The organism is Coleofasciculus sp. LEGE 07092, from assembly GCF_015207375.1.
Taxonomy (GTDB): domain Bacteria; phylum Cyanobacteriota; class Cyanobacteriia; order Cyanobacteriales; family Coleofasciculaceae; genus LEGE-07092.
In genome coordinates this window covers 1-16,985 of sequence record NZ_JADEWY010000070.1, presented here as the reverse complement: position 1 = coordinate 16,985, position 16,985 = coordinate 1, and the positions used below count along the sequence as shown (strand labels likewise).

Here is a 16,985-nt window from a genome sequence, read left to right as displayed (position 1 = left end):
ATCTATAAATCAATTTATTACATACCTTATTTGTATTTTCAGAAAGGTTGCTCCTCCAACTTATGAACAATAAGCTGGCAAAAATACTAGGACTATTCTTCTTAGCCGTCATCGCCTTTGGATGGCTGGGTCAAACGATCCAGGAGGGCAATGCTGGCGGTTGTCCTTCAGTACAAGTCAGTACCTATCCCACCCTCGGCTCACTCGAAATCCCCAACAACAAACGATCGCAAATCTACCTCAATGGCGTTTGGCAGTTTATCCCAGCCGTTGATAATACTGATCAACAGCTCCCGCAAGACGACTGGGGTTCTATTTGGGTGCCAGGAGATTGGCAGCAAGAGAATTATGCCCCTGTGCCTGGAGTCATTTCGCGGGGAACAGGAACAGCATGGCAAAACTTTAACGGCAAACAGCTATCGAAAGCGTGGTATCAACATACCCTCAAAATTCCAGCAGATTGGCAAGGGCGCTCAATTTTCCTCGATCTACAGCGGGTTAGCACCGATGCAGTCGTGTACGTGAACGGCATTCAATGTGGTCAAGTAGACTCGCCTTACGGAGCAGTGGACATCACCAGCATGGTTCAACCCGGTACAGAAGCAACCCTGAGCCTACTGGTTGTAGCCGCTGCTGATGAAAAAGAAAAGACCGTGATCATGAGTCCCAATGAAACTTACACCACCGCAGCCGAGCTAGCCTCTCGTGGATTGATTGGTGAAGTGCGGTTACTCAGTCTGCCACAAGGTTCACACATCAGCGACGTATTCGTGCAACCCTCAACGCGGCAAAAGCAAATCAATCTGGATATAGAACTGAACGATATCACCCAGACTGGCACCGTTGAACTCGTTGCTAAACTGTTCAACGAGCAAGGCAAAATTGAACAGCAATTCACTGCCAACGCTGAGATCAAAACCAAGCCAACCCAAGTCTTGCAGATTGCTTGGGACTGGTCGAATCCGCGACTCTGGGATATTAGTCAACCCAATGTGTATACCCTACGACTGGACGTAAAAGGAGCCGGAATTGATGATGAATATGACCAGCCTTTTGGCTTCCGTGAATTTTGGATTGAAGGACGAAAATTTTACTTAAACGGTACTGAAATTCGCCTGCGACCGATTCTCCACGAGGATCAATGGCAAGGTTGGGCAGTTGGTGTCCCTGAAGTAGCTGACAAAATGATTGATGCCTATTTCTGGGCGGGCTTTAATATTGCCGAACTGTGGCCCTGGAATCACGACGAGCGGGGTCGATGGCACTTTCGAGAACTGTTTGCCGAACGCGCCGACCTCAAAGGTTTTCCGCTCATATCCCCAGCTCTAAGTATGTCTCACATCGGTATTCCGAACCAGTGGAACAAGCAGGCAGATAGAAAGCGCTGGGAACAACGAATGGCAACCGAACTGCGCCGCTATCGCAACCATCCATCAATTCTGATGTGGACTAATAGCCCCAATTTTTTCGGTCATGCGGATGACCAGAACCCGCGACGGATTGGTCAGAAACAAGTCGAAGGTTCCCTCGGTAAGGATGGAGACTGGCGGGTGCAAAATATGTTTCCTATCGGCGAAAAGGCAGTAGCAACTATAAAAAAATATGACCCCACGCGACCTGTACTCATGCATCAAGGAGCATCCGTAGGGGATGTCTACGCGCTCAACTCTTACCTCAATATGATCCCCCTACAAGAGCGAGAGGAGTGGCTTTCTGAGTGGACACAAGACGGTGATATGCCCTATATGGTAGTAGAGTTTGGCACACCGCTACACGCGACAATGATGCGTAGCCGCAATGGTTTTGGCAACGCAATTACTAGTGAACCGCTGATGACCGAGTTTAGTGCGATTTACTTAGGCAAAGAAGCTTACGAACTCGAAACTCCCGCTTACCGATCGAAAATTCGTGAATTATTTGTCAAGGATCAGGAGTACCAAAGCTGGCATAATCAGCCCGAACTGGATTTTGCCCCTGCCTTTCAAAAATTACAGCAATTATTCAGTACTAACACCTGGCGCAGTTGGCGGACATTTGGGATGACGGGTGGAATGATTCCCTGGAGTAGCGGACACGGCTGGGAGGTTTCGGACGCAGGGAAAGAGATGGTGAATATTGAGCCATTTGAACCAGGACGCCGGGGTCCATACCTGAAGCAAGTCAGGAAGTCTCTGTGGTACTCCTTCCAACCCCAGGGGAATATCATTCACCCCGGTGGGCAAGGGATTATGGAAAACAATAGCCCAACCCTAGCTTGGATTGCGGGTGCAGAGGAGGCGTTTACAGCAAAAGACCACAGTTTTAGGGCTGGAGAGAAACTGCAAAAACAAGTAGTACTCATTAACGATACCAGAGCCAAACAAGAGTTTTCCTTCACCTGGCAAGTGCTGTTAGAGGGTAAACCGATAGCTAGTGGTGACAATACCGGAACTATCGAGACAGCACAGACCTTATTCTTCCCCATAGCAGTCAACTTGCCAGAGGTAAATGGCAAAGTTAATGGAGAAGTTCGCCTGAACGCTCAAATTGGCAACCAAAAACATCAGGATAACTTCCCTTTTCGAGTTTTCACCAATACCCAATCCCCAGTCGCCAATCGCCAATCGCCAATCGCCGTGTTTGACCCAGTTGGCAAGACAACCCAGATGCTGCAGCAGTTGGGATATAATGTGGAGTCGTGGAACGGCTCATTCACCAGTTCACTCCTAGTTATTGGTCGCGAAGCTTTATCAAGTGGAGATAAGCTACCTGGGAACTTAGAAGCCTTCATTGGCAATGGTGGCAGAGCAATTGTCTTTACTCAAAACCCGGATTGGATGAGTAGTACAATCGGTTGGCGTATTGCACCACATTTAAGTCGCCGTGTCTTCCTAGTTAACGAGACTCATCTGGCAACTAGCGGATTGGATGAACTGGATTTAAGGGATTGGGCAGGAGAGAGTACCTTAGTTGAAGCCTACCCCGACACAACGAAGGGAGGGATGAACCCTAACCCTCATGGTACTCCCTGGTATGGTTGGCACTGGGGAAATCGCGGCGCAGTGAGCAGCGCTTCTGTGGAAAAGCCACACCGTAGCTCTTGGCGACCAATTTTAGAATCTGAGTTTGATTTAGCCTATACCCCACTGATGGAGCTGGATTACGGGAAGGGGCGGCTAATTTGGAGTACGTTAGATCTAGACGATCATTTGCAGCTAGATGCAGCAGCGCGTCAACTGGCTCGGCAACTTATTGCCTACAGTACTACTGCTCCTCTTTCTCCCAAGGTAGATAAGGTAATTTTTATTGGCAGTGATGCGGACGTAACTCAACTCGATGAACTAGGTTTGATTTACCAACGGACAAACTCTCTCACGGCTGATGCTGGACTAGTGATAATCGGAACCCAGGCAAAGGTGAACGATGAGCAGTTACGAGCCTATTTGAACAAAGGAGGAAAAATATTTTTCTTGCCGCGACACACCGCTTCTGCACCCTTAGGGATTACTATGAAGCAAGTGAAGGCATTCCCTGGCTCCCTGAATGTACCCCAATGGTCAGAGGCTTATGGACTCAGTGCTTCTGATTTGCGATCGCGTACAGAACACGATGCCTGGTTAATTCAATCCGGTGGTGAGATAGCAGCAGACGGTTTATTGAGTCGCGTGCAACTGGGAAATGGGGTAGCAATTTTTTCTCAGATTGACCCCAACGCTTTAAATGCGGATGTGAACACGTACTTACGTTATACGCGCTGGCGACAGACGAGAGCGCTCGCTCAGATCCTGGCTAATTTGGGAGCTAGCTTCCAAGTTGATGGTAGAATTTTCAAGCAGATAGGGCAAAAACAAAACCAACACAGCTCCTTTACTGCTGATAGAGGTTTTTATCATCCTGATTACCGCACAGATTTTGATTTAGGTGATGAACCCTATCGCTATTATCGCTGGTAGAGATTTAGACGGTATTAATTCTAAATTTTAAGATTTATTACTCAATACTATAGGTAAACGGAGACTAATATGAGAACTTCCTTAATTTATCGTATTTCAGAGAATTTCTTTTTTCGGGCTGTTTTTTTGCTGTTTGCCTGCGTTGTGCTGGTGGTAAAAGGAATTCTCGGTGTGGGCGTATCCCAGTCAATGGGTACTAACTTCGATACGAAGTACTTGTATGTGGCTGGACTTGCTTGGTTGGAAGGGTTAAATGCTTATGATCCGGAGGTAGCTATCCAACTGGGTGCAACTCTCGATCTAGGAAATTTTGGTTTTTCATATCCACCGCAGATAGCCCCACTGTGTCTTATACTGGCGGCGTTTCCCTGGGCGAAAACAAAGGTAATAATGACATTTTTGAATGTCTTTAGCGCTGGAGTATTGGGATTTTTCTGTGTGCGTCTAGTGAAACGCCCTCAGGTAAAAATTCTAAAAGTTCCAGGTTCCAGTCCGTGGTGGTTTATCCCGGCAATAGTCATTAGTAATCCGCTCACAATCAATGTTATGTGGTTGGGGCAAACAACACTAATAGTAGCTGCAGCGCTAGTCAGCAGTTGGTACTATGCCTATCGGGATCGATGTGTTTTGAGCGGCATTTTGATTGCGATCGCCAGCATCAAGCCACAGTTAAGCCTACTGATAATCCTTTGGTTCCTTTTAGAGCGTCGATGGCGACTTTTAGCAGTAGCGGTACTCACTACCTTAATTTTCTGTCTTGTACCCATGGCGGTTAGTGGTCCGATTGACGTGTTTTTTTACTGGTTTACTTCCTTAAATGAATATAAAAACATATTTTCTAATGTTTTGGGTTCCGAAGCCGTTTTCAGCATCCAAAATTTAATGTATGCGGCTGGGATTAAAGTGCCACAGTTATTCCTTTTAGCCCTCATCTTAACATATCTCCTTTGGTGGTATCGTTCAAGACTAATCCTTGATGATGTAGTGGGAATATTGGTAGCAATTTCCTTGTTGTTCGGTTTTGCACATCATTATGATTTAGTTGCTCTGGCACCGTTAATAGCTGCATTCTGGAGACAGCTACATAAACGTCCAGGAGCTGCCTTAATAGCAATAGCTCTTTTTCTAGCTATGGTTTTTCCACGAGCCTATTTAATGACCTTTCTTCACAACGATCTATTACTACAATATCGTGTACCTTTATTGCTTGGCACTACAATCTGGTTATTAATCATGAGCTTCAAGTGCAGAGCGGAAATTGATCTAGGAAATCAGTCCAGTATTCAGGCTTAATCGCTGTAGAGGTATAGAATCTTCCGAAATATATCCGGATAAAACCTCGCAGGTGTTAGCCGCTCAAAGAGCGCTCGCAGCTCTCGTTGTAATTCTCGAAAAGCAGATGGAGACAGACTAGAGTGCCACTCCAAGAGGTGCTCTGGTAACTCGTTCAATTGTGTACATGGAACACGGACAATCAACTTATCCCACGGAATTTCGTCTTCTAACGGTAATATGCAGTTTGTGTCGATTACAATAGGGATTTTTCCTAAAGAAAGTGTTTCATAGAATCGCCAACTGTAATTGTCAGTACCACGAACACATAGTACATAAGCATTGCGCATCATGTTTTCCAAAAATTGGCGTCGCAAGTCTCCTTGTGTTTTTGGCGTTAGTCCCACCGTCCCACGTCCAACAAAATCTGTCTGGATTCGAGGATCTCCTTCAAGAACCTGCATTGCATCCATCCGAAGTGGGTAACAACACGTTGCACGAACGCCACGAGTCGTGCTACAGAAGAAATTCGCAGCCATACGGCGTGTAAGAGTCTTGGGCATTCTTTCCCAGATAGCTAGCCCAACTTTCCCCCCCTCGCGACCGCAGAAACTCACAGTTGGTAAGGGTTCCTTTTCCGTTGGTTGCCAGTCTCGAATACCCAATTCCACCATGAGATCAAACCCGTCCGAATCGAGAAACGCCGGACTGATAATGACTCCTAGCTCATTAACTGAACGATACCAAGAAAAGCGGATGATATAGTCTAGCCATGCAGGTTTTCGACGCTCATGGCTAATATCGAAACCGATTGAGGGTAACTGGAGGGCAGCAACCACCATGCCAATTTCGTTGAGTCGCCGATGGGAATAGAAAGAAACATTGGATGGTAGGAGAAACCCATCGGCGTTTTCATCCTCAACTATTTCAAACGTCTCCTGCACTGCCTTGTTAAAGGCTGAAGAATAGCGACCTTTCCATGCTTTCAGAATAGGACACCCATCTGGAAACCTAGCTTCTTCTGCAAGTTCAATACCTAGAGTCGTCAGTCTAAGCTTGCGCTCCATAATGTTACCTTTTCAGATAAAATCTTAATTTTATGCTATTGAAGCAAATTTTTACGAAAAGTTAAGAAAGTTAAACCACTCCAAATCTTAAGCAACTACCTATCGGTTATTTTGTAGACTGTGCTTTACACTCTAATTTTCTGTCAGTTGAGTAAACAGCAGACTGTTATAATAACTGGTATTGATTCATTCTTGTCTTTTGCAAGGTGATAGTTTTCCACACAGAAGCAAATAAAATTCACAGGAATAGGTGCATTGCTTATGATATTTAATGGCTTTTATATTCTTAGTACTGAACCCCTTATCGTTTCTTATATCGGCGATTTGCCTGCCTTGTCGCAAGGGTTCATGCCGAAACACGTTCTGCAAAATTCTTCGGGTTTTGCTGCTCGATGGAAACGGATGCTAAGGCACAAAAAGACTCAAGTCCTGCATTCTATGAAAAGCAGAAAACATCACTTCATTGTCAACGCCTCGGAGGAAGAAGTTTGGCGAAAAAAATGGTTCATGCGTGGAGCACATTTTAATCACAATATCTATGTCAACGAATACAACTACAAACCCCTAAATGAACCAAAATACTATGACGCTATCTACATAGGGCAGCTTAAACCCTTTAAGCGACATTGGCTCGCCAAAGACATTGAACGCTTGATGATAGCCTCCTACGGAGGAGATTTACCAGCCTTCTGTCCAGAGTTAGCTCATGCTGAGTACAATAGAGAATTCATCCCGCGCCCTGAATTAGCTAAAAAGATAAATCAGGCTTATGTTGGTCTCTGCCTGTCAGCAGAAGAAGGAGCCATGTTTGCTTCCATGGAATATCTACTTTGTGGCATTCCTGTCGTAAGTACACCCAGCAAAGGCGGACGCGATGAATTCTTCAATCAGGAGAATTCAATCATTGTTCCACCGCAAGCTGATGCAGTCGCTCAAGCGGTAAAGCGTTGGCAGGAATCACCCCCTAACCCGCACAAAATCCGTGAACAGACCCTTAAGCAGGTCAATACTGTTAGGCTAAGTCTATGTACTTATGTTGCTAAACTGATTGAGCAAGAAGGGGGCAGTAAGAAAGACCCAGAGGAACTCCTGGAAAAATACTTTGCTGCGCCAGGTATCTCGTCTCGTTTTGTTCACCAAAGGGACTTAGCGAATATTGATTTAGAGCAATTCAGAATATAACCCCGAATTGGTAAAGAGTTTGAGGGGAACTGAGGAGTTAATTCGGAAGGATTCACGACTGAGGCTGAGAAAACGCATAAAATGTAGATGTGCGTCCCTTAAGCCGGATAAGTAGGGTTGATAATTTGTTTCTGGAGTTCAGTCAACCCAAGCATATAGAGGTGCTTTCTATGGATACAGATCGCAATTTCCAGGCGTTTTCAGACAAGCCGAATGGTAAGCCACTTCAACCGTTACATCCAGTTCGCTCAGTCGAACCAGATGAAATGAGTGGACAAACGGTAGATTTGGCTTGGGTGCTTGCTGTGGCACGTCGCCGTGCCATGCTAATAAGCGGGGTGGCATTGACTTTGATTGTAAGTTCTGGACTTTGGTTAGTCTGGAACAAGCGCCAAAGCATACCCGAGTATCAAGGTTCATTCAAGCTTTTAGTTGAACCCGTCACGGCTGAAGATCGGTTGCGAAATCAGTTTTTACTGTCTCAAAATAAAAGCACAGACATTCAAAAAATAGATGTAGATAGATCAGGATTGTTGGATTACGAGACTCAAATTCGGGTTTTGCAGAGTCCACAAATCATGGAGCCAGTAATCCAGCAGTTACAAACTAAATATCCATCGATTGACCATAATTCACTGAAGAGGAATCTTTCCCTTGTCCGCCTCACCTATGAAAAAAATGCGGAAGAATTAGGCACTAAAATTTTAGAAGTTATTTATAAGGATAAAAATAAAGAAAAAATTAAATTTGTCCTAGAGACTATTGCTAATGCTTATTTAGAGTATAGTTTACAAGAACGCCAAAAAAGCCTAAAGCAAGGAATAGAATTCATTGAAACTCAGCTTCCTAATCTACAGAAACAAGTTGACACTCTTCAATCACAACTTCAAACAATCCGGAAGCAATACAATCTTATTGATCCTGAGTTAGCCGATCGGCTTCTAAGTGAACAGGTCTTGCTAATTCGGAGAAACCGATTAGACACTGAAGCTCAACTGGCTGAAACGCAGGCGCTCTACAATACTCTGCAAAAACAGTTAAATGAAGCGAACCTAACAGCAGTTTTAGCGACAGAAGATCAAGCTTACGAAACTCTACTATCCAAATTACAGCAGTTAGACGCCCAAATTGCATCAGATTCAGTCCGATTTCGCGAAGATAGCCCTTCCATGGAGGTGTTACGTGAGAACCAGCAAAATTTGCGTAGTCTGTTGAGTCAAGAATCTCAAGCTGTTCTAGAAAACTTAGCGGGTAAAATCCAGGGTTTAGAGGATCGCTACCAAACTATTGTCCAGGCTGAAAACCGTGTAAATCAACAACTTGAACAGCTACCATCTGTTTCTCGTCAAATTGCTGATTTACAGCGGCAATTAGATGTTGCTACTGATAACTTGAAGGAATTTCTCTCTAAACGAGAAACATTGAAACTTGATGCTGCTCAACAAGAAATTCCCTGGGATCTGATTAATCCACCTGAACTGTGGCGCGATGAGATGGGTCAGTTAATTCCTGTCGAATCTCAAGCCTTAAAGCGCCCGTTCGCGATCGCTGTGGTTTTAAGTGTACTCCTAGGCATCGGCGTTGGTTTTCTCGTCGAGATACTCCATACCGTCTTCCACACCCCTGAAGAAATTAAAGGAGCGACAAGACTACCCATCCTAGGCGTTATTCCTTTAACCAAGAAACTCAACAGACTCTCCAAGAAACCCAAACAACTTGCTCTCGTGGCACAAGTCGCTAACTTCACTCCTGAAAAGAATTCTCCTCGTTGGGGTAGTAATAACAACCGGACTGAACGGTACACCACCTCCCCCTTTATGGAGGCTTTCCGTTCTCTTTACACGAATATTCGCTTGCTCAGTTCTAAAAAGCCCATCCACTCCTTAGCCATTACCTCAGCAATACCAGGAGATGGGAAAACCACCGTTGCTGTGTACCTTGCCAAAACCGCAGCTACAATTGGTCAACGAGTTTTACTGGTAGACGCCGATTTGCGTTGTCCCCAACTTCACACGCGGTTAGACTTACCGAATACTAAGGGATTAACTGAAATCATTGCTACAGACATCACTCTCAATGATGCCATTCAGCAATCACCCTTAGATGATAACTTCTTTATATTGACCACGGGTCAGACGTTCTCAGACCCCATCAAGCTGCTTTCCTCTGATAAGATGCAGTATCTAATGGATCAATTTTCAGCCCATTTTGACTTGGTGATTTACGATACCCCACCCCTTTTGGGTCTTGGAGATGGCAACCTCCTAGCAGCTAAGGCAGATGGGACAATACTCGTAGTTGGTATTGAGAAGACAGACCGTTCCTTAGTAATGAAAGCCTTCGATGGCTTAAAGATTGCTGGGGCTTCCATCTTAGGAATCGTTGCCAACGGTCTTAAAACGGAGGCAACTAAATCTTATACTTCCTATGGACGCAACTAAAAATGCATTCAAACCCCCCACCAAATTAATCCACCCACCATCAAACCTATCACAATTAACGCCACCCAAATAAATTGATTATCTTTCGTATTAACCTGAGTTAAATCCCGCTCTTCCAGTTCAATTTCTCTCTTTGGGTTCCGGTTACTCCTGGCGACACCACTACCGCGACGGTCTTTGGCATCACTTTGAGCGATCGCTCCCAAGTCGGGAATTTTGGACATCCACTCCTCCGGTCTTTTGAGCTGAGGGGCTTGGAGAATATAGAGCAACCGTTTGCCTTGTTTGCAAGTTTCCGGGTCAGGGTGACGACTCAACTGCTGACAAAGGGCGATCGCTTCTTCTTTTTGCCCTGCTGCGTCGTAAGCTGTTACCAACCACAGTTGTGCCTCTCCCCCTAAGCGAGAAGTGCGGTTCATCAAGGCAGATGCCGCCTCCAAACGCTTGACAGCGATGCGGTACTCACCCCGCTCAAACGCCGCTTTTCCCGCCTGGTACTCGATCCGAAATTTTTCTTTAGTGTCTGAACTCACGGTTTGACGTTTTAGGTCGTGCTACATCTAAGTTATTGTGCGGCTAAGAAGTATGGCGCTGCTGAAGCATCACTACAGCGAATAATGCTACTGGGTGAAGTGCCATCCCAACCAACCGTTCTAAATTGAAAGTAGCCTAAAACCAACACAGATTAAAGTCCACCTAGGTGGAACTAAGCTCCCGATTAGACATTCACTTACAATTATCAACCTATATCGAGGCAAAATGATGCTGAAGCTCTCTCTATTTCAGCAACCCTGGCTGACTTCCCTTCTCACCCCCTTGACTCTGGGAGTTGCCTGGATGATATCGGGACAGATGCCAGTGGATGCCCGACCGGTCGTAATTCGATCCCAGTCCTCTAGTTCCTACATTTACGGTAGTCCGATTCCTGCACCTGTGCCAGTCAATCCGGTTACGGGTCAGCCTTCTGCGTTTACACCTTACAATTACGATTATGGGAATGACTACCGAGTGAGAAGACCCATTCGGGGGAGTATTCGCAATTCAACACTGATTAATCCCACGATTATCGATTCCCAGATTTCTGATTCAGTGCTGATTGACCCAGTGATTATCGATTCCTCAAGGTCTGCCAGACGGAGAATTCAGCGATCGGGTGTTATCTATACTTCACCTGGAATTAGGATTCAGATTGGGCAGTAAGCGATCGCCCATTAGCCCTGTCAAGGTGATTGCAACTTAGCCTAAACCCTTGATTTTCCGAACCGTCAAAATTTGTGATCGCGTCTCTCCTAAATTTCTGGGATGATTAACATAGACGCGATCGCGTCTATTTAACCGAGTCAATTGTCAATCTTTAATTATATCATCAATCCCTACCTCTGAGAATGAAATAGCCCTGAATGTAAGAGGATGTCACAGAGGTTTCCGTTTACGGTTTTAAAGCCAAGACAAAAGCCCTTTGCCAGGGCAGTACTTTGGCGATGAAGGTACAGCGCAAGTTACAGGAACGGGCATCCTTACCGGGTTCAGAGATCTTTAAGGGGAATTGCAGGAAAAAATCGTCTTCTTTTTGAGCAGCTTCTTGGAGCTTTTTCGGGTCAAATAAGGAAGCAGAAATATCTTCATCGCTTATCTTTTCCTCAATTTTTTGACCGGGAGGAATTTTACTCGATTGGGCAACATCGGGCGTTGGTGTTCCGGGAATTGACCGAACCGCTTGCCGTATGCGCTTACTGAAATCACTGATAAAACACTGTTTCCAGTCTATTTCAATGAAGGACTCTTTTGATTTATTTTCAATGGTGAGAGATAGAAATTTTAATTCATCAAGTTTATAGCTTTGAGCAAAGGAAAATTTGATATTAATTAGGTCATTAAGATTTTTTTCTTCTAGTTGCTTGTTTAAAGAGTCCGTTTCTGTCTCAAATATTACAAGCCCTTCTAAGGATTTGAAGGCTCTGTTAAACACTAAAACGACAACAATCAAATAAACCGTTAAAATCAGTAGGTTGTTGGCAAGTTCTTGAGCAGTTTCCATGGATGGCTGATTTTGGATCAATGATTAACGCAAGTATCGCACGAGTCAGACTGTTAATCTTTTTTAATTGTGGTAGAATTCTCAAACCAGCCGCGACGCCAGAAAAAGAAGCAGAGAGCTGTGGCGATCGCAATCATCACCCCCCAACAGGCGAAATAGCCCCAACGCCAAGCCAGCTCCGGCATATACTGAAAGTTCATACCGTAGACGCCTGCAATAAACGTCAGCGGGATGAAAATAGTTGAGATTACGGTTAACACTTTCATAATCTCATTCATCCGGTTGCTGACCGAAGACAGGTAAACATCCATCAGACCCGAAGCCAACTCTCGATAGGTTTCGACCATATCCATGACTTGCACTGTGTGATCGTAGCAGTCTCGCAGGTAAATTTGCACATTAGGATTGATAAGGTTGCTGCCGCCGCGAATCAAGGTATTAATCGCATTGCGTTGGGGCCAGATCGAGCGGCGTAATGCTAGTAATTCTCGCCGAATTTGGTAAATTTTTTCTAGGGTCTGATGGCTGGGGTTGGCGATGACTTCATCTTCTAAGGCTTCGATCCGCTCTCCGTAGTCTTCCAGCACCGGGAAAAACCCATCAACGATGGCATCTAAGAGGGCGTAGGTTAAATAATCAGCTCCAGCTTGGCGAACCTGCCCTTTATTGGCTCGAATGCGATCGCGCACCGGTTTAAAGCAATCGTGTTCTGGTTCCTCCTGTACCGTCAGCAAATAATATTTCCCCAAGACGAAACTAACTTGCTCAAACCAAAAGCCATCTTCAGTAGCTTTCGGCATCACCATTTGGGCAATAATGACTAATTGGTCGTCGTAATCTTCTACTTTCGGACGCTGGGGGACATTAACAACATCTTCGAGTACCAGGGGATGCAGCTTAAACACCCCACCTAAGCGCTGCAAGATATCTTCACTTCCCAAACCCCGCACATCAACCCAAGACACCGACTTCGTATCTAGGTAGGGAGTACAATCTTCTGGTGTAGGCAGTTTTACGCGAGTGGCGTTAGTTTCGTTATAGTCAATTAAAATAATCTTGGGTTCTGGGGCGTCGGCTTCAATCCAAAGTGTACCCGGTGGGCTTCCCGGTTCATCGTAGTAGTAATCAAATATATCTTCTTCTTCATTTTCTTCAACGGGTGTTGGTTTATCTAGGGGTGAAGAATGTCTTTCTTGCATTTACATCAGAAATGTTGAGGACTGCCCTTGTGGTGTGATTGACACCATTAATTATGTCTATGTTCAGATGTTTAGGGATTAACTCTTGACAAATAAGCCTGAATAGGACTTAAGAGAATTCCTAAAATTTTATCGAATTGATTAATATAATATTCGACTAAATCAATACAAACCTTGTTTCCTGTCAACGTCAAAAACCGCCAATTCGTCCCACTAGTCACAGCACCATAAATAACGGGAATATCAACGGCTTGGCGTTGATTAAATAACTGAGCGGCAATCATTTCTGCCACACACTGTCCTAATCCTCCAATAATATTCTCATTTTTGGCTTCAACAATAGTTACAACTGGAGCAGTGATGAAAAACTGCTCCCTAGAGGCACTCAACAAAAAATCACAGTATCCAAGCAGCCCTTTCTCAACATTAACCGTAAAATCTGTGCCAGAAAACAAGCTAATCTGATAGTTTAATTGCCGCCTAACTTCACTTAAAATGGGTGCAATCAGAAACTCAGAACGGGCTTTTTCTGTCCCAATTGCCGTGGCTAAAGAGATATATTCTTGTAAGGTAACGGTTAAAATTTCGGAGGGTTTAATGGGTTCAATCGCAGTAAATAAATTTTGAGTCTCATCCACTGTTAAATCAAATTCTTCTTTGACTTTAGCTAGGGTAAAGTTGCTATATGCCATCAGTGAATCTCCAGGTTTAAGAAGTAGAAAAAATACGAGCAAATTCTGCCACTTTTGCTACCAAGACTTTGCCTTTCCATTCTATTCTGCCAATTCCAGAGCTTCGGTGACTTTTGGAAATTGGGCAATAATGACTAATTGATCGTCGTAATCTTAGACTTTCGGACGCTGTCTGCCTCCAAAAATAATTTGGACTGTTGATTTCAACGTCTACCAGAAATAACAATTTTGTCAATGGACTCAAATCCTTACCCAGTCCTCTTGAGAGGAGGTTAGCGATAAGCCAAGGATTTCAATCCCTGGCTTGTTAACAAGTGGTGTAAGATGCTAGGTTAGCTCAGTACCAGGACAATCTCCTGCAATCGATTAACCTTGTTCCTGCTGCTTTTCATACAAAAGTTGCCGTCCCCGTGCTGCTGATTGAAACACAGAAGTGTATTGTTCATGACCATTTGCAAAGATCATATTTAAAATTAACGGCTCATCAACATCACGGGCATCACCCGGCCCTTCTAAAACAGCTAATATTGCTTCGACTTCACCATTATCGACCGAGCCAACCTTTACAGCTTTGCGATTTTTAACTTCTCCGCGACTGCTATCGACGTAAACAATAATATTGCCTTTGTTAAACGCCTCTCCAATGTCTTGAACGAGTTGTAAGAAATTGCGATCGCTTCCTCCTCTGCGGATTTGCAGACAACCGTCTTCTTCTTCAACGAGACTAGTCACAGTATCCCCTACTCCCACTATAATCGGCATCGCTTGCGGGTCAAAATTGGTTTTGACTAAATTCAGTAACTCCTGATGAGTTCTCGGAGCCTGTCGGACATTAAACCCCTCCCCTAAAGGGTAAGTTCCTGTCCTTTGAAAATAATAGCGATTTAAAATGACCAGAACTCCTGCCTCTTTGATAGCACCCCGAATCATGAACTGAAAATCAGTAGTACCTGAATCTTTACCCCGTGCCGGACGCAGAATTTCATCACCTTGTGCATCTCTTCCTAAATTCGGGGCGTAATGAACGAAAAAGGAATCATTCAACCCTTTTTTCTCAGCATCTTGAAGTAATTCCATCATTAACCCTTGCATATCCTTTTGCAAGGCTATATAAATATCGCTGCGTTCGCCAAAGGTTTCATAAAACGTGTTTAAATTCGCAGTCGGTGATGCCTTGTTGTCAAGGACAGACGCCTGAATGCATTCGTCTAGTTTCTTGACTTCCAATCCGCTATCATGTTGCTCGAAAAACTGCCGCAAGCGGTCTTTAATTCGCTGCGGCACCTCTTCTAAAAATGCCAGTTCTTCATCGCTGACACCCGGATGAGAGACAGTCCCATGGCGGTCTTGCCATTGGACACCCCCCGCAGCTAGACCGGGCAGGTAAAAACTCTGTTCCTTAACATAATTTTGGTCGCCAAACGCTCGTTCAATAATCCCATTTACGCCCCGTTTTCCAATATGTTCCCCATTGGTAAGAACGTAAAAATGACCGTCAAAGAGCTTAGTAGCATTCACGTAATTTGTATCAATAACCCGCGTCAGGGGGTCTTTGACGAGTCCCATGCAGACTCCATCTAAATCCTGGATAATCAGCAGATTGTCAATACTAGTCAAAACATGGGCGAGCTTTTCAGCCCTTAACGAGAGAGATGGCTCGTGCAGTAGGATGTGAGGAGAACTGTTCATGATTATCGAAATTTAACCCTCTAATGTGTGTTGAGTTGGTTTGACCTCTAACAAAAATTTATCATTACTGAGATCTTGCACCGTTCGGACTTGGGCAAGCGTTCGGCTGAACTCACCGTCGAAGCCTCACGGCGGAAGCTATTCTCAACAAGCTACAAAACCCGCCCAGAGTTAAAACTCTTATCCAGTCGTCTTTAGACGACTTTAGCGATGAGACAGTGGTTAAAACCACTGGCAGATTGTTGCAACTTGAGTGATGAGACAGAGATTTTAATCCCTGACGGAGCTTAAAACATCCAGCAACGCATCAACACTAGCATCCGATAAATCTGCAATCTCAAGTTTTCGTTCAAGAGAATTAAAACACTGCTCAATTGAGCGGCGGTAGGCTGGGTCATAGTGGTGAGTCAGCAAATCTCCGACTAAACCATGCCACTGACCCGCGTCAATATACCCGTGCCACTCGGCAATTTTTTGCTTACCGTAGCGAGAGTTAAGGCGCTCTAGTTGGCGTTTGAGCAGCTCGGGGTGAGTGACAAAATGGGAATAGTCCTGCAACAGCCATTCGATTCTAGCCACTTGCGAGAGTTGAACTTCGATGCAGCTTGTCTGTTTCATCCTTTGCCAGAGGGATGGGGGTAAATAAACCTTCCCGATTTTGTTGCTTTCGGCTTCCACCCAGACGGGTTTACTGGCATCAAAACTCTGCAACTGTTTTAGGAGAAGCGATTCAAACTGTTTTTGTGAAGGTTGAGGGGTGAGTTGACCCTCCCACGCCTGACCGAGCAGGGAACCGCGATGATTTGCCAAACCCTCCAAATCTAGTACCTGAACACCTCGTTGAGCAAACTTGTGCAGGATATGAGTTTTTCCACTACCCGTCAGTCCGCACAACACTCGGTAGGTAAATTGTTCGGGTAAGTACTCAAGTTGGTCGCGCACATAAGCTCGGTAGGTTTTGTATCCCCCTTCTAAAACTGTCACTCGCCAACCAATTTGACTCAAGACCAGTGCCATACTACTAGAACGCTGACCGCCGCGCCAGCAGTAAACTAAAGGATGGTAGTCTTTATCTTTGAGAGCGAAATGATGGTTGAGATGGTTTGCGATATTCTGGGCAACTAAGGCTGCACCAAGCTTGCGAGCTTGAAAAGGGCAGACTTGCTTGTAAATGATCCCCACTTTTGCCCGTTGTTCATCATCCAGCACAGGCAGGTTAACAGCACCAGGCATACAGTCTTCGGCAAACTCACTCGGGCTGCGAACGTCAACTATTTCACTGTATGTCTCTGTCCAAGGTTGCTGGCTATATTCAAGCGATCGCGCCATTCTGACTTAATCTCTACTTAACCTAATCCCACTCCCAACCCTCTCTAGTGTATCGAGTGGTATAAACTTTCAATGATCCTGTAATAAACGTGACTGTGTAAAGAATGATGAAATCGCCCGAAGTTCCCCCACACCCTACACCCC

At 44.9% G+C, this 16,985-nt stretch carries 12 protein-coding genes; 5 read left to right on the top strand and 7 right to left on the bottom strand.

Translation table 11 applies throughout. The features are described from left to right. Positions 1-62 precede the first annotated feature (62 nt). Both IQ257_RS17220 and IQ257_RS17215 read left to right on the top strand, forming a co-directional pair. Entirely contained in the window at positions 63-3,932 is a 3,870-nt protein-coding gene (locus IQ257_RS17220) for a glycoside hydrolase family 2 protein (protein WP_193874782.1), read from the top strand. A gap of 69 nt (positions 3,933-4,001) precedes the next feature. Beyond that, positions 4,002-5,225 carry a glycosyltransferase family 87 protein gene (locus IQ257_RS17215; protein WP_193874784.1) on the top strand — a complete coding sequence of 408 codons (1,224 nt, stop codon included), beginning with the start codon at positions 4,002-4,004 and terminating at the stop codon, positions 5,223-5,225. On the opposite strand, the gene IQ257_RS17210 is transcribed toward IQ257_RS17215, so the two are convergent. Beyond that, positions 5,222-6,271 (bottom strand): hypothetical protein, encoded by a 1,050-nt coding sequence (locus IQ257_RS17210; protein ID WP_193874786.1) that lies wholly within the window; start codon positions 6,269-6,271, stop codon positions 5,222-5,224. The two genes, IQ257_RS17215 and IQ257_RS17210, sit on opposite strands and share 4 nt — an antisense overlap. 261 nt (positions 6,272-6,532) lie before the next feature. On the opposite strand from IQ257_RS17210, the gene IQ257_RS17205 reads away from it, so the two are divergent. Both IQ257_RS17205 and IQ257_RS17200 read left to right on the top strand, forming a co-directional pair. Further along, positions 6,533-7,453 (top strand): glycosyltransferase family 4 protein, encoded by a 921-nt coding sequence (locus IQ257_RS17205; protein WP_193874788.1) that lies wholly within the window; start codon positions 6,533-6,535, stop codon positions 7,451-7,453. A gap of 170 nt (positions 7,454-7,623) precedes the next feature. Further along, a complete protein-coding gene (locus tag IQ257_RS17200; protein ID WP_193874790.1) occupies positions 7,624-9,894 on the top strand; it encodes a GumC family protein in 2,271 nt (756 codons plus the stop codon). 8 nt (positions 9,895-9,902) lie between these two features. Here the strand turns inward: IQ257_RS17200 and IQ257_RS17195 are convergent, their stop codons facing one another. After that, entirely contained in the window at positions 9,903-10,427 is a 525-nt protein-coding gene (locus IQ257_RS17195) for a hypothetical protein (protein ID WP_193874792.1), read from the bottom strand. Between the two features lie 226 nt (positions 10,428-10,653). Between IQ257_RS17195 and IQ257_RS17190 the strand changes: the two genes are divergently transcribed. Further along, on the top strand, positions 10,654-11,094 hold the full coding sequence (locus IQ257_RS17190) for a hypothetical protein (RefSeq protein WP_193874794.1): 441 nt from the start codon (positions 10,654-10,656) through the stop codon (positions 11,092-11,094). A gap of 229 nt (positions 11,095-11,323) precedes the next feature. On the opposite strand, the gene IQ257_RS17185 is transcribed toward IQ257_RS17190, so the two are convergent. From IQ257_RS17185 to mnmH, 5 genes are all read right to left on the bottom strand, one after another. Beyond that, on the bottom strand, positions 11,324-11,932 hold the full coding sequence (locus IQ257_RS17185) for a hypothetical protein (RefSeq protein WP_193874796.1): 609 nt from the start codon (positions 11,930-11,932) through the stop codon (positions 11,324-11,326). Positions 11,933-11,985: 53 nt separating this feature from the next. Continuing rightward, the gene (corA, locus tag IQ257_RS17180; protein WP_193874798.1) at positions 11,986-13,131 is read right to left on the bottom strand and encodes a magnesium/cobalt transporter CorA; all 1,146 of its coding nucleotides are present in this window, start codon (positions 13,129-13,131) and stop codon (positions 11,986-11,988) included. A 71-nt stretch (positions 13,132-13,202) separates the two neighbouring features. Next, the gene (locus tag IQ257_RS17175; protein WP_193874800.1) at positions 13,203-13,823 is read right to left on the bottom strand and encodes a hypothetical protein; all 621 of its coding nucleotides are present in this window, start codon (positions 13,821-13,823) and stop codon (positions 13,203-13,205) included. A 366-nt stretch (positions 13,824-14,189) separates the two neighbouring features. Further along, on the bottom strand, positions 14,190-15,512 hold the full coding sequence (stpA, locus tag IQ257_RS17170; protein ID WP_193874802.1) for a glucosylglycerol 3-phosphatase: 1,323 nt from the start codon (positions 15,510-15,512) through the stop codon (positions 14,190-14,192). Between the two features lie 270 nt (positions 15,513-15,782). Beyond that, the gene (gene mnmH / locus IQ257_RS17165) at positions 15,783-16,841 is read right to left on the bottom strand and encodes a tRNA 2-selenouridine(34) synthase MnmH (RefSeq protein ID WP_193874804.1); all 1,059 of its coding nucleotides are present in this window, start codon (positions 16,839-16,841) and stop codon (positions 15,783-15,785) included. Between the last annotated feature and the right edge of the window lie 144 nt (positions 16,842-16,985).

Excerpts from the sequence above, each read along its gene's own strand:
- IQ257_RS17190 (WP_193874794.1), top strand. The coding sequence starts at position 10,654 with ATGATGCTGAAGCTCTCTCTATTTCAGCAACCCTGGCTGACTTCCCTT.
- stpA (WP_193874802.1), bottom strand. The coding sequence starts at position 15,512 with ATGAACAGTTCTCCTCACATCCTACTGCACGAGCCATCTCTCTCGTTA.
- IQ257_RS17175 (WP_193874800.1), bottom strand. The coding sequence starts at position 13,823 with ATGGCATATAGCAACTTTACCCTAGCTAAAGTCAAAGAAGAATTTGAT.
- corA (WP_193874798.1), bottom strand. The coding sequence starts at position 13,131 with ATGCAAGAAAGACATTCTTCACCCCTAGATAAACCAACACCCGTTGAA.
- mnmH (WP_193874804.1), bottom strand. The coding sequence starts at position 16,841 with ATGGCGCGATCGCTTGAATATAGCCAGCAACCTTGGACAGAGACATAC.
- IQ257_RS17220 (WP_193874782.1), top strand. The coding sequence starts at position 63 with ATGAACAATAAGCTGGCAAAAATACTAGGACTATTCTTCTTAGCCGTC.
- IQ257_RS17185 (WP_193874796.1), bottom strand. The coding sequence starts at position 11,932 with ATGGAAACTGCTCAAGAACTTGCCAACAACCTACTGATTTTAACGGTT.
- IQ257_RS17205 (WP_193874788.1), top strand. The coding sequence starts at position 6,533 with ATGATATTTAATGGCTTTTATATTCTTAGTACTGAACCCCTTATCGTT.
- IQ257_RS17210 (WP_193874786.1), bottom strand. The coding sequence starts at position 6,271 with ATGGAGCGCAAGCTTAGACTGACGACTCTAGGTATTGAACTTGCAGAA.
- IQ257_RS17200 (WP_193874790.1), top strand. The coding sequence starts at position 7,624 with ATGGATACAGATCGCAATTTCCAGGCGTTTTCAGACAAGCCGAATGGT.
- IQ257_RS17215 (WP_193874784.1), top strand. The coding sequence starts at position 4,002 with ATGAGAACTTCCTTAATTTATCGTATTTCAGAGAATTTCTTTTTTCGG.